The 26,324-nt window shown below is 65.2% G+C and carries 20 protein-coding genes and 1 tRNA gene; 12 read left to right on the forward strand and 9 right to left on the reverse strand.

All coding sequences use genetic code 11. From position 1 onward, the window contains the following. Positions 1 to 37: 37 nt before the first annotated feature. Positions 38 to 838: a ComF family protein gene (locus tag NFG57_RS12575; protein ID WP_240184240.1), complete on the reverse strand. Its 801-nt coding sequence runs from the start codon at positions 836 to 838 to the stop codon at positions 38 to 40. 60 nt (positions 839 to 898) lie between these two features. Here NFG57_RS12575 and bioB point away from each other — a divergent pair, with 60 nt between their 5' ends. The 6 genes from bioB to NFG57_RS12605 all read left to right on the forward strand — a co-directional run bounded on the left by bioB (position 899) and on the right by NFG57_RS12605 (position 6,039). Continuing rightward, the gene (bioB, locus tag NFG57_RS12580; protein WP_045993967.1) at positions 899 to 1,993 is read left to right on the forward strand and encodes a biotin synthase BioB; all 1,095 of its coding nucleotides are present in this window, start codon (positions 899 to 901) and stop codon (positions 1,991 to 1,993) included. A gap of 63 nt (positions 1,994 to 2,056) precedes the next feature. Further along, positions 2,057 to 3,229, forward strand: a complete 1,173-nt coding sequence (gene bioF / locus NFG57_RS12585; RefSeq protein WP_222569809.1) for an 8-amino-7-oxononanoate synthase — start codon at positions 2,057 to 2,059, stop codon at positions 3,227 to 3,229. Continuing rightward, positions 3,226 to 4,149 (forward strand): alpha/beta fold hydrolase, encoded by a 924-nt coding sequence (locus NFG57_RS12590; protein ID WP_348814447.1) that lies wholly within the window; start codon positions 3,226 to 3,228, stop codon positions 4,147 to 4,149. The genes bioF and NFG57_RS12590 overlap by 4 nt, the downstream gene beginning before the upstream one ends. After that, positions 4,146 to 5,021 (forward strand): malonyl-ACP O-methyltransferase BioC, encoded by an 876-nt coding sequence (gene bioC, locus NFG57_RS12595; RefSeq protein WP_348814448.1) that lies wholly within the window; start codon positions 4,146 to 4,148, stop codon positions 5,019 to 5,021. The genes NFG57_RS12590 and bioC overlap by 4 nt, the downstream gene beginning before the upstream one ends. Before the next feature lie 84 nt (positions 5,022 to 5,105). Beyond that, entirely contained in the window at positions 5,106 to 5,798 is a 693-nt protein-coding gene (gene bioD / locus NFG57_RS12600) for a dethiobiotin synthase (protein WP_348814449.1), read from the forward strand. Positions 5,799 to 5,954: 156 nt separating this feature from the next. Then, positions 5,955 to 6,039 (forward strand) — tRNA-Leu (locus tag NFG57_RS12605). Between the two features lie 403 nt (positions 6,040 to 6,442). Here NFG57_RS12605 and NFG57_RS12610 read toward each other — a convergent pair. After that, positions 6,443 to 8,401 (reverse strand): alkyl sulfatase dimerization domain-containing protein, encoded by a 1,959-nt coding sequence (locus NFG57_RS12610; protein ID WP_348814450.1) that lies wholly within the window; start codon positions 8,399 to 8,401, stop codon positions 6,443 to 6,445. A gap of 513 nt (positions 8,402 to 8,914) precedes the next feature. On the opposite strand from NFG57_RS12610, the gene NFG57_RS12615 reads away from it, so the two are divergent. The 4 genes from NFG57_RS12615 to NFG57_RS12630 all read left to right on the forward strand — a co-directional run bounded on the left by NFG57_RS12615 (position 8,915) and on the right by NFG57_RS12630 (position 13,169). Then, positions 8,915 to 9,319 carry a DUF3302 domain-containing protein gene (locus NFG57_RS12615; protein ID WP_108448990.1) on the forward strand — a complete coding sequence of 135 codons (405 nt, stop codon included), beginning with the start codon at positions 8,915 to 8,917 and terminating at the stop codon, positions 9,317 to 9,319. Continuing rightward, positions 9,319 to 10,446, forward strand: a complete 1,128-nt coding sequence (locus NFG57_RS12620; protein ID WP_108132881.1) for an HlyD family secretion protein — start codon at positions 9,319 to 9,321, stop codon at positions 10,444 to 10,446. Before NFG57_RS12615 ends, NFG57_RS12620 begins: the two co-directional genes overlap by 1 nt. Positions 10,447 to 10,599: 153 nt before the next feature. After that, positions 10,600 to 11,325, forward strand: coding sequence for a hypothetical protein (locus NFG57_RS12625; RefSeq protein ID WP_348814451.1), 726 nt, complete (start codon positions 10,600 to 10,602; stop codon positions 11,323 to 11,325). A 257-nt stretch (positions 11,326 to 11,582) separates the two neighbouring features. Next, a complete protein-coding gene (locus NFG57_RS12630) occupies positions 11,583 to 13,169 on the forward strand; it encodes an SLC13 family permease (RefSeq protein WP_045993062.1) in 1,587 nt (528 codons plus the stop codon). A 47-nt stretch (positions 13,170 to 13,216) separates the two neighbouring features. Here NFG57_RS12630 and NFG57_RS12635 read toward each other — a convergent pair whose 3' ends face one another. Beyond that, positions 13,217 to 13,816, reverse strand: a complete 600-nt coding sequence (locus tag NFG57_RS12635) for an HD domain-containing protein (RefSeq protein ID WP_348814452.1) — start codon at positions 13,814 to 13,816, stop codon at positions 13,217 to 13,219. A gap of 173 nt (positions 13,817 to 13,989) precedes the next feature. On the opposite strand from NFG57_RS12635, the gene NFG57_RS12640 reads away from it, so the two are divergent. Then, positions 13,990 to 15,264, forward strand: coding sequence for an aminotransferase class I/II-fold pyridoxal phosphate-dependent enzyme (locus tag NFG57_RS12640; RefSeq protein ID WP_348814453.1), 1,275 nt, complete (start codon positions 13,990 to 13,992; stop codon positions 15,262 to 15,264). On the opposite strand, the gene NFG57_RS12645 is transcribed toward NFG57_RS12640, so the two are convergent. Together NFG57_RS12645 and pmbA are read right to left on the reverse strand one after the other, a co-directional pair. Continuing rightward, a complete protein-coding gene (locus NFG57_RS12645; protein ID WP_348814454.1) occupies positions 15,261 to 16,319 on the reverse strand; it encodes a DUF1214 domain-containing protein in 1,059 nt (352 codons plus the stop codon). The two genes, NFG57_RS12640 and NFG57_RS12645, sit on opposite strands and share 4 nt — an antisense overlap. Positions 16,320 to 16,493: 174 nt before the next feature. Beyond that, a complete protein-coding gene (gene pmbA, locus NFG57_RS12650; RefSeq protein WP_045993060.1) occupies positions 16,494 to 17,834 on the reverse strand; it encodes a metalloprotease PmbA in 1,341 nt (446 codons plus the stop codon). A gap of 150 nt (positions 17,835 to 17,984) precedes the next feature. Between pmbA and yjgA the strand changes: the two genes are divergently transcribed. Then, positions 17,985 to 18,488: a ribosome biogenesis factor YjgA gene (yjgA, locus tag NFG57_RS12655; RefSeq protein ID WP_045993059.1), complete on the forward strand. Its 504-nt coding sequence runs from the start codon at positions 17,985 to 17,987 to the stop codon at positions 18,486 to 18,488. A gap of 140 nt (positions 18,489 to 18,628) precedes the next feature. On the opposite strand, the gene tldD is transcribed toward yjgA, so the two are convergent. The 4 genes from tldD to NFG57_RS12675 all read right to left on the reverse strand — a co-directional run bounded on the left by tldD (position 18,629) and on the right by NFG57_RS12675 (position 26,305). Then, the gene (gene tldD / locus NFG57_RS12660; RefSeq protein ID WP_222569747.1) at positions 18,629 to 20,080 is read right to left on the reverse strand and encodes a metalloprotease TldD; all 1,452 of its coding nucleotides are present in this window, start codon (positions 20,078 to 20,080) and stop codon (positions 18,629 to 18,631) included. Beyond that, positions 20,077 to 24,003: an AsmA-like C-terminal region-containing protein gene (locus tag NFG57_RS12665; RefSeq protein WP_348814455.1), complete on the reverse strand. Its 3,927-nt coding sequence runs from the start codon at positions 24,001 to 24,003 to the stop codon at positions 20,077 to 20,079. The genes tldD and NFG57_RS12665 overlap by 4 nt, the downstream gene beginning before the upstream one ends. A gap of 4 nt (positions 24,004 to 24,007) precedes the next feature. Further along, entirely contained in the window at positions 24,008 to 25,471 is a 1,464-nt protein-coding gene (gene rng / locus NFG57_RS12670) for a ribonuclease G (RefSeq protein ID WP_124803768.1), read from the reverse strand. 189 nt (positions 25,472 to 25,660) lie between these two features. Next, positions 25,661 to 26,305, reverse strand: a complete 645-nt coding sequence (locus NFG57_RS12675) for a nucleoside triphosphate pyrophosphatase (protein WP_348814456.1) — start codon at positions 26,303 to 26,305, stop codon at positions 25,661 to 25,663. Positions 26,306 to 26,324 lie beyond the last annotated feature (19 nt).

The raw sequence follows: 26,324 nt of genomic DNA on the forward strand, positions 1-26,324 counted from the left end.
AAAGCACAAATATCAAACGAGGCGAGAGGCGCCGAGCTTAACAGAGCCAGGGTGGCGGCGTCCTCGCCAGCGCCCAGGCGTCCACCCGGCGTGCCCCCGCCCGGCGACAGGCCTGCGCCAGCCGCTCAAGGGTGGCCCCGGTGGTCATGACGTCATCGACCAGCGCCACGTGCCGAGGCAGCCCTGACGCGATACCAAACATGCCCGACGCGATGCGACGGCGGGCCCGCGAACCGAGCTCATGCTGGGGGCGATCATCGCGACGCCGCCAGGCCCGCCTCACCGGCACGCCGAGCCGGCGCCCCAGCTCGCAGGCCAGCCACTGGCCCTGATCGAAGCCAAAGCGCCTGGCCCTGACGGGATGACGCGGCACCCCGATCAGAGCGTCAGGCACGCCATTCTCGCCCGCGAGTGACGCCTCGAGAAACAGTGCGACCAGCAACTGGGCGCTGGGCAGATGGGCCTCGGCCTTGAAGCGCTGGACGAGACGCCTGATCTCGTCGCGGTAGATCAGCGGCGTCCGCACCTCATGGAAGCTGAAGGGCTCCACCAGACAGCGACCGCACAGGCGTTCACCCGCCGGACGCCGCCAGCGGTGCTCGGGCAAGGGTTCGCCACAGCCCTCGCAGGGACAACGATTGAGGTCAAGCCCTCGGCGGCAGGGATCACACAGCAGGACGGACACAGGACCCGGCGCAGCAATCACCGCGAGCCCCGATCTTGACCCTGACCCTGGTCCTGGCGCCAGGGTCGCCAGGCAGAACAGGCAGCGATCCGCCATCAGTTTCGCCACGCCATGGTCAACCTTGCCGATCACGCAGGTTGACAGCTTCGCCACACCACTTATCCTTGTCGTCAACCAATCCGATTTTAAAAAGTTGACCATAGCGAGACACCCATGTCTGCCGACTCGACGTCCACAGTTTCCACCCTAGCCGCCGATGCCGCCCCCCGTCACGACTGGACGCTCGATGAGATCGAAGCGCTGTTCGCCCTGCCCTTCAATGATCTGCTGTTCAAGGCCCAGTGCGTCCACCGCCAGCACTTCGATGCCAACGCCGTTCAGGTCTCGACCCTGTTGTCGATCAAGACCGGCGCCTGCCCCGAGGACTGTAAGTACTGTCCTCAGTCTGGCCACTACAACACCGGCCTGGACAAGGAGAAGCTGCTCGAGATCGAAAAGGTGGTGGAGCAGGCGAAGTCCGCACTCGATGCCGGTGCCAGCCGTTTCTGCATGGGCGCCGCCTGGCGCAGCCCGCGCCAGCGGGATCTCGAGGTGGTCATCGAAATGGTGAAAAGGGTCAAGGCGCTGGGGCTCGAGACCTGCATGACCCTCGGCATGGTCGACGAAGCCCAGGCCCATCAGCTGGCCGATGCCGGCCTCGACTACTACAACCACAATCTGGATACCTCGCCTGAGTACTACGGCGAGATCATTACCACGCGCAGCTACGCCGATCGCCTCGACACCCTGGGCAATGTGCGCCAGGCCGGCATGAAGATCTGCTCCGGCGGCATCCTCGGCATGGGCGAGACCGCCCGTGATCGCGCAGGACTGCTCAGGCAGCTGGCCAACCTGTCACCGCACCCGGAGTCGGTACCGATCAACATGCTGGTCAAGGTCCCCGGCACGCCCCTGGAGGACGTCGAGGACCTCGACCCCATCGAGTACCTGCGCGCCATCGCGGTGGCCCGCATCATGATGCCGAAGAGCCACGTGCGACTGTCCGCCGGGCGGGAGCAAATGGACGAGTCGACCCAGGCACTGGCCTTCATGGCCGGCGCCAACTCGATCTTCTACGGCGACACCCTGCTGACCACCGGCAACCCACAGGTCGAGCGCGACCGCGCGCTGTTCGACAAGCTTGGCCTGCATCCGGAACGTCGCGACACCTGTGCCAGTGACGACGAACGCGAACAGGTCCTGGCCCGGCAGATCGAGCGCCAGGCCAGGGAAGCCAGCAGCGCCCAGTTCTATGACGCTGCGGTCTAGCCCCATGTGCGCCCGCTGCCAGCCCTGCGCTAGTGCGGCGCATCACTGCCAGGAGCCCACCCCATGAGCGCAGACTGGCATTCCCACCTGCGCCAGAGTGCCCAGGCACGCCACGAGGCGCATCGCTGGCGCCAGCGCCGTGTCCATCGGCAGGACGCGCAGCGACTCGACATGGCCGGCAATGACTATCTCGGTCTGGCCGCTGACCCGCGCCTGGCCGAGGCCGCCGCCGATGGTGCGCGGCGCTTCGGCGCCGGGGCCCGTGCCTCACATCTGGTCACCGGACACAGCACGGTGCACGAGGCACTCGAAGAAGCCCTGGCACGCCTCACCGGACGCCCCCGGGCGCTGCTGTTCTCCACCGGCTACATGGCCAACCTGGGGGTGATACAGGCGCTCTGTGACAGCGGCGTGCATCTTCTGCAGGACCGGCTGAATCACGCCTCCCTGATCGACGGTGCCCGGCTGTCCGGCGCCCGCTCACGGCGCTATCACCACAACGACCTTGATGACCTGGCGCGCCTGCTGGATCGGGTGCCGGACGCCAGCCGCCGCCTGGTCATCAGCGACGGTGTCTTCAGCATGGACGGGGACTGCGCCGACGTCGACGGCCTGGCCGAGCTCAGCCGGCGCCACGGCGCCTGGCTGATGATCGACGATGCTCATGGCATCGGCGTGCTGGGCGAAAACGGCGACGGTAGCGTCGGTCGACGGCTGGGCTGCGAGCGGGTCCCCGTGCTGGTCGGCACCCTGGGCAAGGCGCTCGGCACCGCCGGTGCCTTCGTCGCCGGCGATGACGCCCTGATCGAGCATCTGATCCAGTTCGCCCGCCCTTACATCTACACCACCGCCCTGCCCCCGCCGGTGGCGGCAGCGACGCTTCAATCTCTCGAGATACTGGCCGGCGAACCCGAGCGACGCCGCCATCTCGATGGGCTGATCGCGCGATTCCGACGCGAAGCCGCCAGCCTTAAGCTGCCGCTGATGGCGTCGGCCACCCCCATCCAGCCGATCCTGCTCGGCGATGAGCAGCGCACCCTGGACTGGGCCAGCACGCTTGACGACGCCGGCATCCGGGTGGGCGCCATTCGCCCGCCGACGGTTCCCGCCGGCGCCTCGAGGCTGCGTGTCACCCTGAGCGCCGCCCATGACGACCACGACATCGACCGTCTGCTCGAGGCGCTCTTGACCTGCCAGAAGCAGGAGTCGGCCACCTGCGCAGGGGCATCCCGATGATCCGGCTGGTACTGCTGTCCGGTTGGGCCATCGACGCCAGAATCTGGTCACCGCTGGCGAGCCATTGGGGGACCTCGGTGACGGTGGAGGCCATCGACTGGCCCGGCATGGGCGGCAGGCCCGGGCTTGCAGACGCAGGTGTCTCGGACGCAGACGCCTCAGACGCAGACACGGGGCTTTTCCAGCAGCAGGCACACCCGTCCTCTGGCCTTCAGACGCTGGCGAAGGCCATGGGGCCTTCCCTGTCGTCCCGCGACGGCGAGCCGGTCATCTGGGTGGGCTGGTCGCTCGGTGCGTTGCAGGCCGCCGAGCTGACCCGGTACCTGCCCGCCCCCGATGGCCTGGTGCTGCTCGGCATGGGCCCGACCTTCTGTCACCCGAACGGGGTGACAACGTCCGCGCTGGCTGATTTTCGCGCCGCCTTCCGCCGCGACCCGACCAGGGCCAGAGAGCATTTCCTGCGCTGGCAGCTGTCCGGCGAGCCCTCGCCCCGTGACGCCCTGCGCCGGCTGCGCAGCCTGCTGACGCCTGACATCGGCGCCGATCACGCCACCCTGGAGCAGGGCCTCGCCACCCTGGCAAGCGCCGATATCGGTGACCTGCTTGGCGGCGTCCCAGGCCATGTCTCAGGCCAAGCGCCGGATAATGCAACTCCCGTCCCCGTCACGTCCCTGTGCGGTGCCACGGACCCCCTGCTGGCGCCTGCCGTACGCGCGGCCATGGACGAGCGTATCGAAGGCGCCGGACACTGCCCGATGCTGAGCCAGCCGGCCCGTCTGGCCGAGGCGATTCAGCGACACGCCTTGCGCATGCTAGATGAAGGAAAGGCACCCACCAGCCGTCGCGGGGCTCACTATGGTGACCGCGAAGCTATCGATGCCGACCGCGACGTCCAGGGGTTTGACGAGGTGACGCCATGAACGCTCCGCTTGTGCAGCGCCAGCTCGAGCCCGCACGCTCCAGCGACACCGCCACGCCGGCCCAGGCTGGCGTCTCCGTAGCGCCCGATGCCACACCCGGTGACTGGCAGCGACGGGTCGCCCGGGCGTTCTCGCGGGCGGCCCCGCGCTACCGAGAACTGGCACGCGCCCAGATGGCAATGGCCGAGACGCTGTGGCCCCACCTGCCAGATCACGCCGAACGGATCCTCGATCTGGGTTGCGGGCCCGGCGACCTGACCCGGGGAGTAGCCCAGCGCTACCCTGACGCCAGCGTGCTGGGGCTGGATCTGTCCGCGGCGATGCTGGCACAGGCTCGCCAAGAGGCATCACCTCATCCGCGTGCCACGGCGTGCGCCTGGGTCTGCGCCGACGCCCAGGCGCTGCCGCTGGCCGATGCCAGTCTCGACCTGGCGATATCCAATCTGGCCATCCAGTGGTGTCCCGACCTGGAGCAGGTGCTGGCGGAACTCCATCGCGTCCTGGCACCTGGGGGACGGGCGGTACTCAACACCCTGCTGCCCGGCACCCTGGCAGAGATCGGCCAGGTCTGGCGTCAACCGGGCAAGTCCAGTGGAGTGCTGGACTTCGCAAGCCTCGACGACCACCGGCGCGCGGTGCTTTCCCGCCGCTGGGCCGCCACCGCCTTCGAGCAGCGTGCCGAGCGCTTCTACTACCCGGACCTGGACGCCGTGATGGCCTCGGTCAAGGGCGTCGGCGCCCAGGTCGCCCGTCCCGGCGCCCGGCTGAGCCGTCAGGATATAAGACAGGCGCGGGCCCGCTACGAACACCTGCGCAGACCCGAAGGACTACCGGTGACCTACCAGCGGCTGACGTTGATTCTCGATCGCTGACGCCTGACCACCGCGCCCCTGAGTAAGGTGCCCCATCGTCGTTTCACCGCCACCAAACTTGCAGCACAGGATCCCGCACTCGCCATGCCAAGCTACTTTGTGACCGGCACCGACACCGACGCCGGCAAGACCCTGGCAAGCTCCGGCCTGCTGGCCCTGGCACGCCGCCAGGGCCAGACCACCCTCGGCCTCAAACCGATCGCCTCGGGGTGTGAGTCCACCGCCGAGGGCCTGCGCAATATCGACGCCCTGACCCTGCAGGCCCAGAGCGTGCCGTCTGTACCCTATGACGACATCAATCCCTTCGCCTTCGCGCCCCCCATCGCGCCACACCTGGCGGCTCGCTATGCCGGCGTGGACCTGTCCCTCGACAGGCTCTGCCACACGCTGGGGGGAAGCCTTGAGCTCCCCCGTGATCTGATCCTGGTCGAGGGAGCCGGCGGCTACCGAGTCCCGCTCAACGACCAGGAGGACCTGGCAGGGCTCGCCACACGCCTTCAGCTTCCGGTGATCCTGGTGGTGGGACTGAAACTCGGCTGCCTGAACCACGCCCTGCTGACCGCCGAAGCCCTCAAGGCAGATGGCGTCACTTGCGCCGGCTGGATCGGCAACCTTGTCGATCCCGGCTTCGCCGAAGATGAACTCCTCTACCGGGACAACCTCGATCACCTGAAAGCCAGAATGCCGGGGCCCTGCCTCGGCATCATTCCGCGCCTCGATGGCGGCGACCATCGGGCACTGGCCGATCAAGCCGCCGATCATCTTTCGCTGCCATAGCTCGACCTCACAAGCCTCAGCCCCGCCCCCGCTCCCGAGCCGCTCGCAGCGTCCGGGCGGATAGCGGGGCCCTGACTCGATCGAAGCGAGCACACCTCACGGAAGTGTTTGACTTGCCAGGCCGGCAACGTAAAATATGCCCCGCCTACCCCGCGTGCGGATGTGGTGGAATTGGTAGACACGCTAGATTTAGGTTCTAGTGCCTTAGCGCGTGGGAGTTCGAGTCTCCCCATCCGCACCATATTGATCTCTCAGCCTTTTCCTACAGCTGTCAGTTTCCCAAGACGCCTAGGCCATTCGCTCAGGGTAGAATCTTGGCATGGTCTCGTCATGCCTGGCGACACCTGACATGACGGCTCGTCAGGGTCTTCCCTGCAATGATCCAGCACCTACCTATCACCTCTTGAGCGTGATGGCATTGCTGCAGGTAGGCCTGGTCAGCGCTCGTAAGCACTCCATCATCTCATGGCGCTTTGCAGGAAAAGCCCGAACGCCATCGCCACCGACGGCGAACAACCCCGGCTTCCCCTGCATATTCTTCCCGCGATACTTCGAGACCTTACAGTGGTCCCAAAAAAGAGCGCCCCAAACTTGAGGGGCGGTTCAGGGCGCTCTTGCCATTACATCGAAGGTTGAAGCGATAGTCAGGGCGTTACGATATCGAACCAGAATTCGAAGCTGTCGAGCAGACCGATAAATTCATCGACAGTCTGCTGATCACCATCCACGGTCACGTCGCCCGCATCAATCGAATCCGCCATGGTCGTTTCACCAAGGTTGATACTATCCAGTTGGGCACGATCGATTGTCACCGTTGCCGCTGCATCTTCTGCCCAATCGCCAATCGTGTAGTTCATTACCCCATTGGAAATGGAGATGGTGAACTTCTCGTCAACGTCGGGCATTTCAAAGTTAATATCGAAGTCCTTACCGACGGCTTCAGGATGGTTAAGTCTTACAGCGAGATAGTCCAGATAAATATCGAGCGGTAGACCTTTCACCATATCTGGGGAGGCAGTATCGGGTGTCGCCACCTCGGCTACGCCTTCACGAAGTTCCTTCGCCCCGGATAGATAGAAATTCCTCCAAGGACCACTTTCTGCTTGATAGCCCATCTGAGTCAGAGCGTCTGCCAGCAGGTCTTTGGCCTCCTGGTTCTCAGGTTCCGCGAAGACAAGATGATTCAACGCCGTCGCGGCCCACCGATAGTTCCCCTCATCTACGTCCTGACGAGCCTTCTCGAGAACTTGCTCCGCGCCACCTACGTATTCGACAAATTTTGCACCTTCTTCTGCAGGAGGAAGTTCATGCAACTCGGAAGGATTACCACTGAACCACCCAAAGTACAGCTGATATTGCGCCTTGGCATTATGGCTGACACTACCGTAGTAACCACGATTGTAGAACTCTTGAGCAAGCGAGTCCGGCAGTTCGATCTGTTCTGCTATCTCGAGCATTGTCTCGCCATGGTTGGCCAGACGCAGCACTTCGTCGTGCAGGTAGCGGTAGGTATCACGCTGCTTTTCCCAGTATTCAACGACATTCTCGTTGCCCCAGGTGGGCCAGTGGTGGCTCCCCAGGCTGACCTCTACATCGTCGCCATACCGGTTGATGACATCGTGAATATACTTGGCCCACAGATCACCGCTTCGTACCTTTGCACCTCTCAAGGTATACAGATTATGCAGGGTGTGGCTAATTTCCTCTGCCTGCATCAATGCCTTGAACTCAGGTACATAAAACATCAACTCCGCCGGTGCCTCTGCACCTGGCGTGTTGAGAAACTCGATCTCGACACCGTCGATTACCTCGGTCTTCGGGGTGTCGTCAATCGTTATCGTTGGTTGAGCGATAGTCACAGTACCGGCTGCGGTGGTGGTGCCAAGCCCAGAACCAAGTGAGCCTTCTGGCCCTTTCTCGATAACATTGCCATACATGTAACTGGCCCTACGACTCATCGTATTGCCGGCAATCAGATTCTCACTGACAGACTCTTCGAAGAAGTTCTCAGGCGCCACAATTGGAATCTCACCTGCATCGACTTCATCCTGGGTCAGGATACCTTTTACACCCCCGAAGTGATCCACATGACTGTGCGTGATAATCACGCCGGTAACGGGAAGATCTTCCACATGCTCTTGCAGCAAAGACAGGCCGGCGGCAGCCGTTTCATTGGCGGTCAGGGGATCGACGACAATCCATCCATTATCCCCCCTGATGAAGGTCATGACGGCAAGGTCAAAACCTCGTATCTGATAAATTTTCCCTTCAACAACTTCAAACAAGCCATTTATTGCGTTCAATTGACTTTGCCGCCATAAACTGGGATTTGCCGTATCCGGAGAGTCCCCCGTGGCAAAGTCAAATTGCGCCGTGTCATAGACAGGCGAACCGTCCGGCTTCTTGATGACACTCTCGTCCAGCGTAGCAATCAAGCCACGCCTGGCATTCTCGAAATCGGTATCATCATCAAAGGGCAAGTAGTCTCGCAGTTGCTGGTTGAAGGCTTTCGTGCTTTCCGATGCGGCGTTTTCAGCAGCAACTGCCGGAGTGGCGCCAATGGCAAGTGCAATCGCCGTGACTGCGAAAGGTATGGTTTTCATTCCCTGTAATCGTCCCTGTCGATGCGCATTGGCCAAACGCGACCAATAGTCATTAATGAATTGTGCTCATTCAAGCTAGAACAGAGACCTGAGGCCGTCACGGCATATTTATCAACCATAAAGCTATCACACACTAAGTTTTGATTGTTTTTTTCTATTGCCAAGCCAGGACCTTGCCGCCCCATCGACATCCATAGGCAAGTCGTCACGAATGCTGACCTGCTTCAAAGCCTTGTTCGCACCCTGGCCCCGGCGCAACCTCAGCCCTTATCCAAATAATACTTAGTCCATTGCGACACCACCCCCGCGATAGCGTATGCAACTGCCCGAGACGAGCCTCTGGCGAAACCTGGCGCTTAGCGTGGAATCCAGCACTGGGACGGGTGCGTCCCGTTGACGCCGCCTAAGCCTCCGTTGGCTTTATCTGGGCTCGATCCTGCTATCGTTACATGCATGTTCCATGATTGAAATCGACCTCGCACGCTGCGCAGGTCCGCGAAAAAAGGTCATTGCATGCTGAACTACTTTGCCCTCGGCATCCTGTGCTTCGTGGTGTTGACCCTGTTCTACGGTGTCATCGTCATCCACGACATCCCCTACGGTATCGCCAAGAAGCGCGACCACCCGCACCAGGACGCGATCCACGTCGCCGGCTGGGTCAGCCTGTTCACCCTACATGTGCTGTGGCCCTTCCTGTGGATCTGGGCCACCCTCTATCGGCCCGATCGCGGCTGGGGCTTCAAGCAGATCGAGGAAGAACAGGCGCGAGAGCGCAGCGAGATCGACGAGTTACGCCTCGAACTCGACCACCTGCGCCAGCGACTCGACGCCCAGGAGGCCTCAGCGCCGTCGCTCAAGGCAGAGCAACCGGCTCGCGCCCAATCTACGTCCGGCAATACCCAGGGAGGTCAGGACTGATGGATCTGCTTATCGTGCTGACCTATGCGGCGCTGTGTATCGCCGTGTTCAAGATCTTCCGCATCCCGCTCAACAAGTGGACGGTCCCCACTGCGGTACTCGGCGGCATCATCGTGGTCGCGACCCTGGTGCTGCTGATGAACTACAACCATCCCTTTACCCGCCAGGTTCGCCAGGCCTACGCGGTGACGCCGCTGGTATCCGAGGTCCGGGCCCGGGTCAGCTCCGTCGAGGTCGACCCCAACACCCTGGTCGAGGCCGGTACCCCGCTGTTCATCCTGGACGCCACCCAGTTCGAGTCCCGTGTAGAGCGGCTGACGGCGGAGCTCGAAGACGCCCTGCGCAATTCCGACAGTCGCAGTGCCGGCGTTGCCGAGGCCGAGGCCAACCTGGTGGCGGCCCAGGCCGATAGAGATCAGGCCAGTCGGACCCTGGCACGTTATCAGGCCGCCTCCTCGGCCTTCAGCCGGCAGCAGATCGACGAAGCCTCCCAGAATGCCCAGACCGCGGCTGCACGTGTCGCCCAGGCCGAGGCCGCCCTCGAGCGGGCCCGCGCCGAACAGCGCCCCGACGGCGACGACGAGGACCCGTTGGTCGTCGCCAAGCGCGCCCAACTGGCCGAGGCACAATATGATCTGCAAAACACGGTCATCCGCGCTCCCACGGACGGCTTTCTGACACAGCTCGCGGTGCGCCCGGGAATGATGGCGGTACCGCTGCCGCTAAAGCCACTGGGGGTCTTCGTGCATGACGAACCCGGCCGCTTTACCGGCGCCTTCCGCCAGCAGGCGCTCAACCGCATCCAGCCAGGCGACGAGGCCGAACTGACCTTCACCGCCCTGCCGGGCCAGGTGTTCGCCGCCGAAGTCATCGAGGTGCTGCCGGCCATCGCCGAGTCCCAGGTCGCCGCCGGTGATCGACTGCTGGGCGCCGACGCCTTCGCCAGGACCGACGCCCCTGCGCTGGTGACCCTGAAGCTCGCCCCGGGCCAGGATATGCCGGACATGCCGCTGGGCATCGGCGCCCAGGCAGCGGTCTACACCGAGCACTTCCACCACGTCGCCATCATGCGCAAGGTGCTGTTGCGCATGCTCGGCTGGCAGCACTATGTCTACATCGACCACTGAGTCGACAGGCGTTTCGCCGACGCTGACCCGCTGCTAGGCTGGCCCCAGTCAGGTTCGCCCAGCGTGGCGAACCAGGGAGCGACAGACAGCACCCAGCCTTTCCTGGTGTACCCGACGAAAGGCACACCAGGTGGCTGGGGGCGGGGGGCAAGGATGCACAGCAGGAAGGAATCAACGCGCACCAATACCTGGGTGGCACTGGTGATCGTCATCGCCAGCGCCGCTCTGAGCTATTGGCTGCTGGACAGTCGCGACGACGTCAACGGAGGTGCAGCGGTATCGCTGTTCTCGTTGGGTCTCGTCAGCGCGCTGGTGATCGGCTATTCCCGTTCGGTCAGTCAGATCAACGCCCTCGGCGCCCAGGTCAAGTTCAACCGCCTGAGCCAGGAGGCCGACGCCACGCGCAAATCGCTGGAGCGCGACCGCCTTCATCTCTACCGCATGCTGATACCGCTGACGCTGAAGCACCCCGAAGGCGAACACGCCATCCACGGCGTCGATCCCCGTGTACCGGCACTGCTGGAACTTGACGACAAGGTCGCTACCGAAGGCCTTCAGGCCGACCTGTCACAGGAACTCGCCCGCGCCCTCCATCGTCTGCTGCATAGCCAGTACCACCGCATCGTGGAACTGCTGCCTCAGAACGCCTCCCTGCCAGCGTCACAACGGACATCATCGGGCCACGACTTTACTCCCGCCCAGCTTGGCGAGCTGCTGGATCGGGCCGAAGCCTGTCTCGAGCGCCAAGGCGAGGCGTCGACGTCCAATGACGACAGACAGCGGCTTCACAACAATGTTCGCGTCAGCCGCCGCCTGCTGGCCAGTTACCATCGGCTCGATGACGTCACCCCAAAAGCCCCGTCTGACGCCGTTGTCTGAGGTCCGCAGACAGCCTCTCGCTTCTCGTCTCTCACCTCTCACCTCTCACCTCTCACCTCTCACCTCTCACCTCTCGCCTCTCGCCTCTCGCCACCTGGTCCCCGCCCGAGCGAATGACCGATCAGGCTGTGCCGGTTCGCTCCATCCTGTTCCCCGACGTCGGCCCCCAAACTCGGCGTCCCTGGCCCTCGTCTACGCTGAGATGGCGGTACATCACCGCAGTGTCACATCCATCTTCGCGATCGGCGGGAGGCCCCATGGCAGAGTCACTTACACAACAACAGGACGTTGACAGCGACAGCGGCGGACGCTCGCCTCGGCTGATCTGGTCGTTGCGGGCCTTCGGGCTGGCCGGTGCGGCCATGGTCTGGGTGGCCCTTGGGGGTGCCGAGTCGATGTCGCCAGATGCCCGCTGGGTGGCCGCCATCGGCACCCTGATGGCGATCTGGTGGATGACCGAGGCGATCCCGCTGTCGGTCACCTCGCTGCTGCCCATCGTGTTGATTCCCATGCTGACCGAACGCTCGGTGTCCGAGGCCACCGCTCCCTACGCCAGCTCCATCGTGTTTCTATTTCTCGGTGGCTTTCTGATCGCCATCGCCATGGAAAAGTGGCAACTGCACCGGCGTATCGCCCTGACCACCCTGCATCGCGTCGGGGTCGAACCTCGTCGTATCGTGCTCGGCATGATGCTGGCCACCGGTTTTCTGTCCATGTGGGTGTCCAACACCGCCACCACCCTGATGATGCTGCCGATTGCGCTGTCGGTGCTGACCCTGGTGGTGGAACGCTCGAGCTCACAGGACAGTGACGCGGTCGGAGAAGACCTGCACAAGGGCGGCCGCGTCTCGGACATCATCAAGGATGACAACATCCGCAGCTTCGGTGTCTGCCTGGTACTGGCCATCGCCTGGTCGGCGTCCATGGGCGGGCTCGGCACTCTGCTGGGCTCTCCCCCCAACGCCATCGTCGCCGGCTACGCCGCCGACGAACTGGGCCGGGACATCGGGTTCCTGCAGTGGATGATGGTCGGTCTGCCACTGGCGCTGACCTTTATCCTGATCGGCTGGGTACTCATGACCCGGGTGCTCTATCGCTTCAAGCTCGATGAGATTCCCGGCGGCAAGGCGATGATCGAAGACCAGCTCGATCACCTGGGACCGCTCGGCCAGGGCGAGCGCATGGTGATGTTCGTGTTCGCCGGTGCGGCCTTTCTGTGGGTGGTGCCGGGGCTGATCGCCAGCCTGCCGCTGATTGGCGACTGGTTTTCGTTCCTTGACGCCTTGAATGACACCGCCATCGCCATCGGCGCCGGTATCGTGCTGTTTTTCCTGCCGGGCAACGCCAAGGGCGACATGGTGCTGGACTGGCAGGACGCCGAGGATGGCCTGCCCTGGGGCGTACTGCTGCTGTTCGGCGGCGGTCTGTCGCTGGCCAGCGCGGTGGCAGCGTCAGGGCTCGACGGCTGGTTCGGCGAACAGGTCAGCGCGCTGGGAGCGCTGCCGATGGTGGCGCTGGTGGTGGCGGTGACCACCATCGTGCTGTTTCTTACCGAGATCACCTCCAACACTGCCACCGCCGCGACCTTCATCCCGGTGCTGGGCGGGGTCGCCGTCGGCATTGGCGCCGACGCCATGACGCTGCTGATACCTGCCGCCTTCGCCGCGACCTGCGCCTTCATGCTGCCGGTCGGCACGCCGCCCAACGCCATCGTGTTCGGCTCCGGCGCCGTCACCATCTCGCAGATGGCCCGTGGCGGGATCGTGCTCAACGTGATCGGCGTCGCCCTGATCACCCTGTTCTGCTACGTACTCGGGGGGCTGGCCCTGGGTCTGCGTTTCTAGGCCGGTCCGAAAGGGCTCGGATTGAAGGGCGGGATAAACCAGGAGCCTCACCTGCCGGTGGGGCTCTCTCCCGGTTGTCGGCGCTGTCGAAGACGGGCCTCGGCCTGCTCAAGCACCTCCCAGGCCAAGCGACGAAGGCCGACCTCCCCCTCGGTCATGGCCTCGAGCAGGGCTCGCTTTTCCTTCAGATAGAGGCGTGCAAATCCCGGGTCATGCTCGACGATAGAGCCGGTGTTGTGGATCAGGTCGGCGTACTTGATGGTCTGGGCGCGGGCGCCGGCTTGTGCCAGACGCTCCAGCGCCAAGCGCTTGCGCACGGCGCGGTTGCCCACCTCAGGCCCTTCCAGATCGCTTAGCGCCAACACCAGCGCGGTCACCTCTTCCCCGAAGTTGTCGCCCAGTGTCTGGGCCGTCACCTGGGTGTCCTCCAGCACATCGTGCAACCAGGCGGCGGCAACCATGGCGGGGTCGCCGGGGCAGTGGCGGCTGACCAGCGCGGCCACAGCGGCGGGATGCTCGATGTAGGGGGTGTCCAGGTACTTGCGCCGCTGACCGATGGCGCCGTGAGCCGCCGTGGCGAAGAGCCGCGCCGCCTCCACGGTGTCGATGCCCGAGATCTCGCTTGCGTCGCTGGAGGGTGTGTCCACGCTGTCGCTCCCGTGTCGTGTCTTTATCGTGCGCCCCGGTCGGGCCCATTGCCGGTCCAGCACCTTTTGCTGATTGAGGCCTCGGCCGCCGCGGCTTAGGCTTTCAGACCCGACCTCAAGACGCCATCAGGCGCTCTCCTGGCCGACCAGGAACCGCCATCAAAGGAACTGCCATGAAACGCGAAACCCTCGCCCTGCACCACGGCTACGCCCCTGACGACCAGCACTCTGTCGCGGTCCCGATCCACCAGACCACCTCGTTTTCCTTCGATGATGCCCAGCATGCCGCCGACTTGTTCGATCTCAAGGTCGAGGGCAACATCTATTCGCGCATCATGAACCCCACCTGCGCGGTGCTGGAAAATCGCGTGGCCGCCCTGGAAGGTGGTATCGCCGGCCTGGCGGTGGCCTCCGGCATGGCCGCCATTACTTATACCATCCAGACGCTTGCCGAAAGCGGCGACAATATCGTCTCGATCAGCGAACTCTACGGCGGTACCTACAACCTCTTCGCCCACACCCTGCCGCGCCAGGGCATCGAGGTCCGCTTCGCCGACAAGGACGACCTCGCCGGCATCGCCGATCGCATCGATGAGCGTACCAAGGCGGTGTTCTGCGAAAGTATCGGCAACCCTTCGGGCAGTGTGGTGGACATCGCCGCACTCGCCCAGGTGGCCCACGACAACGGTGTTCCGCTGATCGTCGACAACACCGTGGCCACGCCCTTCCTGTGGCGACCGATCGAACAGGGCGCTGATATCGTGGTGCACTCCGCGACCAAGTATATCGGTGGCCACGGCACCACCGTGGGTGGCGTGATCGTCGATTCCGGTCGCTTCCCGTGGGCCAGCCATGCCGAACGCTTTGCGCTGCTCAACGAGCCCGACCCCTCCTATCACGGCATCAGCTATACCAGAGACGTCGGCGACGCGGCCTTTATCGCCCGCGCCCGGGTCGTGCCACTGCGCAACATGGGGGCGGCCCTCAGCGCCCAGGCCGCCTGGAATCTGCTGCAGGGTCTCGAGACACTGGCGCTGCGTATCGAGCGCATCTGTGCCAACACCCAGACCATCGCCGAGTACCTCGAGGGCCACGAGGCGGTGTCCTGGGTCAAGTACGCTGGCCTTTCACATCACAAGGACCACGAGTTGGCCAAACGCTACATGGAGGGCCGGGCCTCCGGCATCTTGAGCTTCGGCATCAAGGGCGGACGAGACGCAGGGGTGCGCTTCTACGACGCGCTCGGGCTGATCCTGCGCTTGGTCAATATCGGTGACGCCAAGACCTGCTCGGCGATTCCGGCGGTGACCACCCATCGCCAGCTCAATGACGAGGAACTGGCCGCCGCCGGGGTCACCGCGGACATGGTGCGCCTGTCTGTCGGCATCGAGCATGTCGACGATCTGATGGCGGACCTGGACCAGGCGCTCAAGGCGTCTCAGGGCTAGCCGGAGCCCGGCACTGGTAGCCCCACCGGGGTCGGCGACGGTGGCAGCCAATCGCCCTTGATCAGGGCTTCGGCCGGGCGGTAGAAGCGTAAGGTATACGTCCATCCCGGGGCGATCGCCAGGTGGTTGGGTGCCTGGGGGTCGCCGCCAAAGTGGAGGGTTACCGAACCATCCTCGTTGGCGTCGGCCTCGACACTGGTCAGGGAGTGCGCCCCGTCGGCGCCCTCGATCAGACGCCCTCTGGCATCGTAGACGGTCACCGACCAGAACCCGGTGACCGGCACGTCCACCGGCAGAATCAGCACCTGAGGCGTCTCGCCATCATTGTGAAGCGGGCTGACGGTGACGTAGTAGGCGTCCTCGATGGGCTGCCCCAGCCAACCCGCGGCCGTCCCCCACAGATGCCGCACCGGGTCGACGCTGTCTTCGGCGCCAAACATGCCGTGGCTGCCGGAAATAAAGGGCGACAGACCAAGCACCGCCTCTCTTACCTCGCCCAGCCGCTCCATATCCCACTCGGGCAATGACAGCTCTCCCGCGTCATCCTGGGACCACTCGATGGCATCCTGCAGCGCGTTGGCTTCGGCGATGTCCGCGCTCGAGTCGGCGTCCACCTGGGTACGGAACATGACCAGGGCATAGCGCGAACCGACGCTCTCTTCATCCAGCACGATCTCGCGTCCGCCGTAGGCCATCATCGGGGTGTAGTGGTCCTGGTTGACCACCTGCATGGACTGCAGTCGGGTGGCGCTGGCCGGGGCGGTGAAGGTTACCGGTGAGGCCAGATCGAAGACGCCGACGCTGTGCAGGATATCCCGATTGACCCGAACCACCTCGGCGTCCACCGGCAACGGCGCGCGGTCATGGCGCAGGCTGCCAAAATAGCCATCATCGGCATAGTTCTGGAAGTGGGTGTCGGTCTGCGCCCGCACATAGGTATCCAGATTGACCGCACCGTCCGAGCTGGACGGCTCGGTCGCCTCTGCGGTCGCTGCCACTGCGTTCGAGACCAGGCCGCTTGCCATTGCCAGCAGCAGCCAGGAAAACCGCTTCATTGTCATCCCCGCACCCCGATTGTCGGTCGCGAGCCCTGGCGGCCAGAGCCCTGCCTATGGCTCAGCATAGCGTCTTCGCGGCACGAAGGACTCAACGGCATGAAAACGGCGGCCCCGAGGGCCGCCGAAGGTCTCACTGCTCAGTAAGCAGTGAATTGACGTTTCCAGAGACTGTCAGCTACCGGCGATGGTCATCTCATCGATCAACCAGCTACCGCTGTGGATGCTGCCACGGGTATCGATATCATCCCCCAGTCCCACCAGACCCTGGAACATGCCTGCCAGGTTGCCGGCGATGGTGAATTCCTCGACGGGATGCTGAATCTGGCCGTTCTCGACCCAGAAACCGGCCGCACCGCGGGAATAGTCACCGGTGACGCCGTTGACGCCCTGCCCCATCAGCTCCGTGACCAATACGCCCCGATCCATCTTCGAGAGCAGCGCCTCGCGGCTTTCCAGCGGCGCCTCGAGGCGCAGGTTGCGTGCCCCGCCGGCGTTGGCGGTGGTCTGCATGCCGAGCCGACGCGCGCTGTAGGCCGACAGCATGTAGCTGGCCAGACGCCCCTGCTCGATAAAGCGATTGTTGCGGGTCTGGACGCCGTCGCCGTCGAACGGACTGCTGGCCATGCCACCCACCAGCATCGGCTGCTCGGCGAGGCTGAACCACTCGGGAAACAGAGTCTCACCCAGGCGGCCACACAGGAAGGAGGCGTCGCGGTAGATGGCGCCGCCGGCCAGGGCCGACATCAGGTGGCCGATCAGGCCGCTTGCCAGGGTCGGGTCGAACATCACAGGAAAACGCCCGGTCTGGGGGCGCTGCCCCCCGAGGCGCTGTAGCGTACGCTCGGCGGCGCTGCGGCCGACCTCCGCCGGGTCACGCAGCGCCCGTGGATCCCGGGCGCTGGTGTAGTCGTAGTCCCGCTGCATGCCGGATGCGTCCTCGGCGATCAGCAGGCAGGAAAGCGAGTGACGGCTGCCGCGCTGGCTGCCGAGAAAACCATGGCTGTTGGCGTAGACGCGAACGCCCTCGCCGCTCGACAGGCTGGCGCCGTCGGAGCTGCGGATACCCGGCTCGGCCAGGCCCGCCGCCTCGCAGGCAAGCGCCAGCTCTATCGCCTTGTCGGTGTCCAGCGCCCAGGGGTGATGGACGTCGAGATCCGGCAACTCGGTCGCCATCAGCTCGGCGTCGGCAAGCCCGGAGGCAGGATCCTCGCCGGTGTAGCGGGCGATGGCGATGGCCTTCTCGACCACGCTCTTGATCGAGGCGTCGCTGGCATCGGTGGACGAGGCGCTGCCCTTGCGCTTGCCCAGATAGACGGTGACGGCGATGCCCTGATCGCGGGACAGCTCCACCGACTCCACATCGCCCTCGCGCACGCTTACACCGGTGCCCTGATCGACGCTGGCGCCGACCTCGCAGGCATCCGCACCCAGTCGCCGAGCAAGCTCGAGCGCGGTCTCGGCACGACTTTCCAGCACCGCCTGCTGGGCTCTGGCATCAAACGCCTGTGTCATCTTGTACTCCTTGTCCGACCATAGGGGTCGGCTGAGACTGTCATCCTGCGGCGCCTCGGGCGCCACAGGCTGGTATACTTTCGCGGACGTCGCGCCCGGCGCGACCACCGCCTTTTCGATTTTCCCCGATGCCTTCACCAGGGACCCGGTATGACCCAGGATGACCTTTCCCCCGACGACCGCCCCAGCAAGTCCCAGCTCAAGCGGGAGATGCACGAGCTGCAGGCGCTGGGCGAGCGCTTCATCGCGATGAAGCCCGAGGAGCGCGCCCGCTTCCCGCTGTCGGACGATCTGCTTCGCGCCATCGACGAGACCGACCGCATTCGTGCCCGCGAGGCCAGACGCCGCCATATGCAGTACGTCGGCAAGCTGATGCGCAAGGAAGACCTGGAGGCCATCCAGGCGGTCTTCGACGACATCGAGAAGGCCCAGGTCCAGCGCGACCATGCCTTCCTGCGCCTGGAAAAGTGGCGTGATCGCCTGATCGAAGAAGGTGATGACGCCGTCGAACCCTTCCTCGAAGACTATCCCCAGGCCGATCGCCAGGCGCTGCGTCAGCTGATCCGCAACGCCCGCAAGGAGCGCGAGCAGAACAAGCCCCCCACCAACGCCAAGCGGCTTTACAAGCTATTGCGTGATACCGCAGGGATCTAACCGCCGGGCTCGAGGGCCAGTCTGACGAGTGCCTGCGCTCGTCGACTTTTCGGACAGCGCCTGGGTCCTGCAGGCTCCGCCTTGGCGCCGACACCTCTGTCGGCGCCGCCTTGTCGCTCAGCCAGCTTGCCTCGGCTGTATCAGGATTGGGTGCCACCCACGGTCAACTCGTCGAGCTTGAGGGTCGGCTGACCGACGCCCACCGGCACCCCCTGTCCTTCCTTGCCGCACACCCCGATACCGGTGTCCAGCTCCATGTCGTGGCCGATCATCGAGACCTGGCCCATCGCTTCGGGGCCGTTGCCGATCAGCGTCGCCCCCTTGACCGGCGCGGTGATCCGACCGTCCTCGATCAGGTAGGCTTCACTCGCCGAGAACACGAACTTGCCCGAGGTGATGTCCACCTGGCCGCCGCCGAAGCTGACCGCGTAAAGCCCGCGCGAGACGCTCTTGATGATGTCCTGGGGGTCGTCCATGCCGGCGCGCATGTAGGTATTGGTCATGCGCGGCATCGGCATATGGGCGAAGGATTCGCGACGGGCGTTACCGGTGGGCGCCATGCCCATCAGGCGGGCGTTCAGCTTGTCCTGCATGTAGCCGGTAAGGATGCCGTCCTCGATCAGGGTGGTGCATTGGCTGGGGGTGCCCTCGTCGTCCACCGACATCGAACCACGGCGATCCATCAGGGTGCCGTCGTCGACCACGGTAACGCCGGGCGACGCCACTCGCTCGCCGATACGGCCGGCGAAGGCCGAGCTGCCCTTGCGATTGAAGTCACCCTCGAGGCCATGGCCCACCGCCTCGTGCAGCAGAATGCCGGGCCAGCCGGCCCCCAGTACCACCGGCATCTGTCCGGCGGGGGCATCGGTCGCCTCCAGGTTGACCAGCGCCTGACGCACCGCTTCCTTGGCGTAGGTCTCGGCGACGCCTTCGTCGCGCAGCCTCGCCATGGGGTAGCGGCCGCCACCACCGGCACTGCCGCGTTCACGCCGGCCGTTCTTGACCGCGATGACACTGACATTGAGCCTCACCAGCGGGCGCACGTCGGCGGCGACGGTGCCGTCACTGGCGCTGACCAGTACCACTTCGTAGACGCCGGACAGCGAGGCGCTGACCTGGGACACGCTGGGATCGGCAGCCCGGGCCACCCGGTCGGCCAGCTTGAGCATGGCGACCTTGTCTTCGGCCGACAGCCCTGACAGCGGGTCGATGCCCGCGTAGCGCGGCTCGGCACTGACCTGGATGCGTGGCGCCTGGGTCAGGGTGGCGCCGCTGCGCACGATGCCCGAAGCGGTGCGGCCCGTCTCGGCCAGGGCATCGGCGTTGATCTGGTTGGAGTAGGCGAAGCCGGTCTTCTCGCCGGCCATGGCGCGCACCCCGACGCCACCGTCGATGTTGTAGCTGGCTTCCTTGACCTCGCCGTCCTCCAGCACCCAGCCCTCTTGCCAGGTCCGCTGAAAGTACAGATCGGCGTAGTCGATGCCAGGGCCCAGAGCGTGCCGGAGACCCGTGTCGAGACCGCCGAGATCGAGGCCTCCCGGGGTCAACAGGGTGGCCACGGCCTCATCGAAGGATGCAGCTTGAGATGTCATTGAGCACTTTCCAGAGTGATCCGGGGCGAGGTCCAGGGACCCTGCACCAAATAGTGAATTCGCGTCACCCGGTCGATGACGTCGCCGAACAGCTTGTCGGCCACAAACAGGGCACCGCCCACGACGGGCGCCCCTACGGCCACGGCTGCCAGCGGCAGGTTGTTGCTGACCGGCACGGTCACGCCGAGCATCAGGTCGAGCTGACGTCGCGCCAGGTCGGCGGAGCCGTCCAGGGTAAAGTCGGTGGCGGGGCCATCGATACGAATCGGCCCTTCGGTTTCCAACACTCCACCATACAGGGTCGCGGCACCACTGACACGGTCGAAGGCGGTACCCTCACCGGTGACGTCCGAGAAATCCAGACGCAGGCGCCGCAGCAGGTTGTCGACGTTGAGCAGTCCCACCACCTTGGCCGAGGGCGAGCTGATATTGGCAAAGGTCCCGTCGACCATATCGACGTTCAGGCTACCGCGTGATCGGGCCAGCGCAAACTGCCAGGGGGCCCCCGGCCAGGCCAGCTGACTGTCCACGTCGAGTCTTTCAGCGTGTACCGCCACGTCCTGCCCGAGCGCCGCCAGCGCGGTCCCGGGATCGCCACCGGTGAGCGCCAGTCGCGAGCGCGTCAGGCTGGCCTGACTACCGGAGGCCTCCCATACCAGCGACCCTTCTGCCGTGACCTCGCCCAGGGTGAGGGATACCGGCTCGACCGACAGCCGATCACTGCTGGAACGCCATGCGCCGTTGAAGGGCCCGACCCGATTGCCCTGGTACACGATATCGTCGATGGTGAGACGTCCGTCGGGCAGCTCGCGCACTCGCTGCGGGAAGGCCGCAGGCGCGCTGGTGACTTCAAGCTCACCGAACAAAGAGCCGGACTCGGCACCCTGAACCGCCGTTTGCCCGCTCTCGGGAATCAAGCTGTCCAGCACCAGTCGATCGAGATCGAGCACCAGTGGCTGTGCAACACCCTGGCGGTAGGTCACCTGGCCGTCGACCAGGCTTCCGCCAAGCGCCGCCTGCCACTGCCTGGCGCCTCGGCTGAAGCGGGGACTGGCGTCGATGGTCAGCGTGCCCAGACAACGATCGCCATCGCTCAGGCAGTCGGTGCGGGCCTCCAGGCGTGACAGTCCCGCCCCGCCGCCGCCACTGGAGCCGCCTTCCGGCATGGCACCGGCCAAGGGCTTCAGGGCGTCGGCCCAGGCGCCCAGATCGAGTCGCTGCAGATAGGCCAGCACCGACCAGCCCGGCTCAGCGGGCCAAGCGCCAGGTGCCGCCCGACCGACCCACAGCTGACCCTGGCTGCCGCCGGGCCCGGCGGCGCGCCAACGGGCGCCGACATCGCGCCCGTACTGGCCGCTCAACACCGGAGAATCGCCGAGGCTCAGGTCCAGCTTGAGCGGTACCCTCTGGGAGGCACGCTTGCCCAGCGGTGCCGGTAGTGCGATCGACAGCCCCTCCAGGGTGCTTTCCAGCGACAGACGCTGGGCATCGAGCTCAAGCCGGCCTTGCCAGGGGAAGGAGCCCGACAGCAGTACCCCAGGCTCGAGCCCCGCCCAGTCCAGCAGCGCCGGCGCTTCGGCGCGTCCTGACAGCGCCACGCTATCGTTGCTGCCCTGAAGGTCGGCCGCCACGCTACCACCGAGCACCTGGCCCTCAAGACGACCGGACAATCCACCTTCTTCGCCCCGCTGGGACCAGGTCAGGGGGCCGCTGACGTTCTCGAACTCGAGCTCGGTGCCCTGATGCACGACCCTCGACGCCCGGGCGTCGGCCTCGACCTTCAGGTCCAGGGCGTCCGGGTCGGCCATCGGCAGCGACAGCGACAACTGGCCAGTCACACTACCCTCGCCGCGCCAGTTACTGGCGGCCTCGGCGCCCTCCACCGGCATCTCTTCGAGAAATGCCAGCAACTGCGTCAGCGACGCCGACAGCGGCCCTTCGACGCTGAGGACCTCGTCGGCCAGTTTGACGCTGGCGCCTTCGGTCTTCACGCCCTGGCTCTCGGCATGGTCGACGCGCGCCTCCAGACTGTCATCCTCGACGGACAGGTGGCCGCTGACGTTGGTAAGCTCCGGCCAGCCTTCGGCGTAGGGCACCCGCCCCTCGACGATATCCAGATCCAGGCTGAGACTGCTGTCGAGCTTCTCGCTGTCGAGGTCGTCCTGCTCACGCAGCGGCACGTGCAGGCGCAGCTGCCCCTGGGGCACCCGCCCGGCCAGACCACTGGCCAGCCAGTCCGCGAGTTCGGCGTCCACATCGTTGCGCAACAGCGGCATCGGCAACCACTCGCTCAAGGCGATATCCCGGGCGTTGACGTCGCGCATGTCCAGCTCAAGACCGAAGCCGCCGCGACGATCGGCGGCGATGGCCAGACCAAAGCCCCCTTCCACCTCGGCGTCGCGCCAGCCGACCTTGAGGTCGCGTCCACTGACGAAGCTGCGCGGCCCGTCGTAGGACCAGATCACCTCGCCGGTGGCGTAGTCGAGCTGCATGGGGGCGGCAAACAGCTCAGGGAAATGCATCGATGCCTGGCCAGCGTCGACGAAGTCCACTCGACCACGGGTGCCGTCGGCTTCCACCCAGACATCCAGCGGGCCGCCGCCGGGCGCACTCTCCCAGGGATCGACCTCGACCCCCAGCGCGCTGACCCGGGCACGCCATTCGTCATCGAGCCTGCCAAAGCCCAGCCCGGTCACCTGACCGCGGGGCTTCAAGGCGTCCACCGCCCGGGCCAGGCCCTCAGGCAGGCGCAGACGCTCACGCCACTGCGCCAGTGCGCCCAACTCGAAGCCGCTGGCGTTGGCCCACCAGCCGTTTTCGCGGCTTGCCACGTGCCAGTACTGGGGCAAGGCGCCACCTTCCGGCGCGGTTTCGCCGTCGTCGCCGGTCCAGCTCACGTCTTCGGCGTCACCCTCGAACCAGGCCTCCCAGTCATCGACGTCGCGTCTCAGCCACTGACCGCGCAATTCGGCCCCGTTGAGCACGATGCCACCAGGCGAGCCCTCGCCCATCTCCTGGGCGACCGCTGTCGCCATCTCGTCGCGCTGATTGAGCGCCAGGCGCGGTGCCAGTACATCGAGGCGCACATCCGCCAGGCGTCCGTTATCCCAGCGCGCCCAGACGGTGGCGTCCCCGCTGGCCTCGTCGAAACGCAGCACGTCCTCGATGCCGATCAGTCGTGACAAGCCGGTCAGGCTGTCGAGCTGCATGGTGCCCTGCAGGGCGGCGCTGAAATTGCTCGCCTCGCGACTGCCCGGCGTCAAGGCCATGACGATCTCCATGGCCTCGGCGTCGCGATCCTCGATGAATACCTCACCCTCGATATGGGTGCGCATCTCATCGCCGGTCATCAACAGCCGCGGCGCATGCAGGGTGGTCACCTCGCGGCGCCCGTGCAGCACCACGCGCAGGTCATCGACCCAGGCACGTTGGCGCAGCATGACGCCGACCCAGAAGTCCAGACGCTCGAGGTCAAACTGCCCTTCGGGCATCAGTTCGGGGGGGATACGCGCCGGCTGTGGCCACAGCCAACGACGTTCGCGGTCCTGATAGAGATGGAGGGTGACGCCCTGGAAGTGGGCCTTGTCGACCACCGGCAGCCCCTCGTCAAGGCTCGCCAGGGTGTCCAGGCGCACTTCACCGCGCTCGACCTGCAACAACGGATAGCTGCCCGTGGCGTCTTCCGCCTCGAGTCGCAGCCCGTCCAGGGTCAAGCCGGGGTCGAGGCCGTGCAGACTGCCTTCGAGACTCACCAGATGGGTCTCCGCCTCGAAGCGCGACGCTATCATCTCGACCAGTCGATCCTCGAGGCGATCGACCTGGCCCAGCGACACGCGCAGCACCAGCGACAGCAGCGCGGCCATCGCCAGCACTACCGCCACCAGCGTCAACAACCAGCGAGTCAGCAGGCGGATCGGCCTCATCGGATCACATCAGCACGATGTCGTACTGCTCCTGGGAATAGTGGGTCTCGACCTGAAAACGAATGGTCTTGCCGATAAATTCCTCGAGATCGGCGACCGCGGCCGACTCCTCGTCGAGCAGTCGGTCCACCACCGCCTGGGAGGCCAGCACCGCGTAGGTTTCGGCATTGTAGGCGCGCTCTTCACGCAGGATCTCGCGAAAGATCTCGTAGCACACCGATTCCGGCGTCTTGAGGGTGCCCCTGCCCTGGCAGGAGGGACACGGCTCGCACAGGGTCTGCTCGAGGCTTTCACGGGTGCGCTTGCGGGTCAGCTGTACCAGCCCGAGCTCAGTGACGCCGGTGCATTTGGTCTTGGCGTGATCCCGTTCCAGCGACTTCTCGAGCATCCTCAGCACCTGGCGCTGGTGCTCGGTGTCCACCATATCGATGAAGTCGATGATGATGATGCCGCCGAGATTGCGCAGACGCAGTTGACGGGCGATGGCGGTGGCCGCTTCGAGGTTGGTCTTGAAGATGGTTTCTTCGAGGTTGCGGTGACCGACGTAGGCGCCGGTGTTGACGTCGATGGTGGTCATCGCCTCGGTGGGGTCGATCACCAGATAGCCGCCGGACTTGAGCTGGACCTTGCGCGCCAGCGCCTTCTGGATCTCGTCCTCGACGCTGTACAGATCGAAGATCGGTCGCTCGCCGGCGTAATGTTCGATGCGTCCCACCGCCGAGGGCATGAACTCCTCGGCGAACTCGACCAGCTTGACGTGGTTTTCGCGGGAGTCGATGCGCACCTTCTCGATATCGTCGCGCATGACGTCGCGCAGGGTGCGCATGAACAAGGGCAGATCGTCGTAGATGACGCTGGGCGCCGGCGCGGTCAGCCGACGTTCGCTGACCTTGCGCCAAAGCCGCAGCAGGAAGTGCATGTCGGCGACCATCTCCTCGAGCGTCACGCCCTCGGCGGCGGTGCGCACGATAAAGCCGCCGGTGACCTCGATCTGCTGCTCGGCCGCGGCTTCCTCGACCAGACCGCGCAGGCGCTCGCGCTCTGTCTCGTCCTCGATGCGCTGGGACACGCCGTTATGAGGCGAGTCCGGCATGTACACCAGGTAGCGCGACGGCACCGACAAGTGGGTGGTCAGGCGAGCGCCCTTGGAGCCGATGGGGTCCTTGGTGACCTGAACCACCAGCGACTGGCCTTCATGCAAGAGCTGCGAGATGGACGGCTGGTCATCACCGTTGGCGCTGTGCTCACCGACATCGTGGGCGTGGATGAAGGCTGCACGAGACAGGCCAATATCGACAAAGGCCGCCTGCATGCCGGGCAGTACCCTCACCACCTTGCCCTGGTAGATATTGCCGACGATGCCACGACGCCTGGCCCTCTCGATGAAGGCCTCCTGCAGCACGCCGTTCTCCACCACGGCCACGCGGGTTTCCATGGGCGTCAGGTTGATGAGTACTTCACCACTCATTCGGCAGTCCTTGTCCTTTGATGTCTCGCGCCATTATGACATAGCCGCCGGCGGTTGCGATGGCGCTGGCGCCGGACCTCCCGTCCGGCTCGACTGAAGCAGCACACGCCTGCCGGTGGCCCAGCGGGCGGCCCGCCGTCTCGTCGAGCGGCGGCGCCACTACACCCTCACGCCACCCTCACGACACCGTCACAATAAAGCGCCGTTCCACACAGGCACGCGCTGTCGGCGCAGCAGGCTCGCCGTCTCGTAGAGCGGCAGCCCCACCACCGCGGAATAGCTGCCTTCGACGCGCTCGACGAAGATCGAGGCGAGCCCCTGGATGGCGTAACCGCCTGCCTTGTCGGCAGGCTCACCGGTGCGCCAGTAGGCGCGAATCTCGTCGTCCTGGAGCTCACGCATCAGCACATCGCTGACGACCGTTGCCTCGAGCACCCCGGCGGGTCCGCTGACCGCCACCGAGGTCATCACCTGATGCCAGCGCCCGGACAGCGAGCGCAGCATGACAAAGGCGTCCTCGGCGTCGACAGGCTTGCCGAGAATCTCGCCGTCGCGCACCACCGACGTGTCGGAGCCCAGCACCGGCAAGTCGAGGCCCGTCTCACGCCAGGCCTCGGTCTCGGCTTCTGCCCCAGCCCCAGCCACGGCCTTGGCCCGGGCCAGGCGGGCGACGTAATCCCGGGCCGGTTCACCAGGATGCGGCGTCTCGTCGATATCCACCGGCGCGATCTCCACCGCCACACCGATGCTCGCCAGCAGCTCACGCCGCCGGGGCGAGGCCGAGGCCAGGCGCAGCACCGGGGAGTTCACATCAGCATCGAGGGGCTCACTCATCGCTTGCGTCTCCAACGCT

Source organism: Halomonas sp. H10-59 (assembly GCF_040070555.1).
GTDB lineage: Bacteria > Pseudomonadota > Gammaproteobacteria > Pseudomonadales > Halomonadaceae > Halomonas > Halomonas litopenaei.

What these genes read in the sequence shown, in the direction of transcription:
- bioB (WP_045993967.1), top strand. Translation starts at nt 899, where the DNA reads ATGTCTGCCGACTCGACGTCCACAGTTTCCACCCTAGCCGCCGATGCC.
- bioF (WP_222569809.1), top strand. Translation starts at nt 2,057, where the DNA reads ATGAGCGCAGACTGGCATTCCCACCTGCGCCAGAGTGCCCAGGCACGC.
- NFG57_RS12590 (WP_348814447.1), top strand. Translation starts at nt 3,226, where the DNA reads ATGATCCGGCTGGTACTGCTGTCCGGTTGGGCCATCGACGCCAGAATC.
- bioC (WP_348814448.1), top strand. Translation starts at nt 4,146, where the DNA reads ATGAACGCTCCGCTTGTGCAGCGCCAGCTCGAGCCCGCACGCTCCAGC.
- bioD (WP_348814449.1), top strand. Translation starts at nt 5,106, where the DNA reads ATGCCAAGCTACTTTGTGACCGGCACCGACACCGACGCCGGCAAGACC.
- NFG57_RS12610 (WP_348814450.1), bottom strand. Translation starts at nt 8,401, where the DNA reads ATGAAAACCATACCTTTCGCAGTCACGGCGATTGCACTTGCCATTGGC.
- NFG57_RS12615 (WP_108448990.1), top strand. Translation starts at nt 8,915, where the DNA reads ATGCTGAACTACTTTGCCCTCGGCATCCTGTGCTTCGTGGTGTTGACC.
- NFG57_RS12620 (WP_108132881.1), top strand. Translation starts at nt 9,319, where the DNA reads ATGGATCTGCTTATCGTGCTGACCTATGCGGCGCTGTGTATCGCCGTG.
- NFG57_RS12625 (WP_348814451.1), top strand. Translation starts at nt 10,600, where the DNA reads ATGCACAGCAGGAAGGAATCAACGCGCACCAATACCTGGGTGGCACTG.
- NFG57_RS12630 (WP_045993062.1), top strand. Translation starts at nt 11,583, where the DNA reads ATGGCAGAGTCACTTACACAACAACAGGACGTTGACAGCGACAGCGGC.
- NFG57_RS12640 (WP_348814453.1), top strand. Translation starts at nt 13,990, where the DNA reads ATGAAACGCGAAACCCTCGCCCTGCACCACGGCTACGCCCCTGACGAC.
- NFG57_RS12645 (WP_348814454.1), bottom strand. Translation starts at nt 16,319, where the DNA reads ATGAAGCGGTTTTCCTGGCTGCTGCTGGCAATGGCAAGCGGCCTGGTC.
- pmbA (WP_045993060.1), bottom strand. Translation starts at nt 17,834, where the DNA reads ATGACACAGGCGTTTGATGCCAGAGCCCAGCAGGCGGTGCTGGAAAGT.
- yjgA (WP_045993059.1), top strand. Translation starts at nt 17,985, where the DNA reads ATGACCCAGGATGACCTTTCCCCCGACGACCGCCCCAGCAAGTCCCAG.
- tldD (WP_222569747.1), bottom strand. Translation starts at nt 20,080, where the DNA reads ATGACATCTCAAGCTGCATCCTTCGATGAGGCCGTGGCCACCCTGTTG.
- NFG57_RS12665 (WP_348814455.1), bottom strand. Translation starts at nt 24,003, where the DNA reads ATGAGGCCGATCCGCCTGCTGACTCGCTGGTTGTTGACGCTGGTGGCG.
- rng (WP_124803768.1), bottom strand. Translation starts at nt 25,471, where the DNA reads ATGAGTGGTGAAGTACTCATCAACCTGACGCCCATGGAAACCCGCGTG.
- NFG57_RS12675 (WP_348814456.1), bottom strand. Translation starts at nt 26,305, where the DNA reads ATGAGTGAGCCCCTCGATGCTGATGTGAACTCCCCGGTGCTGCGCCTG.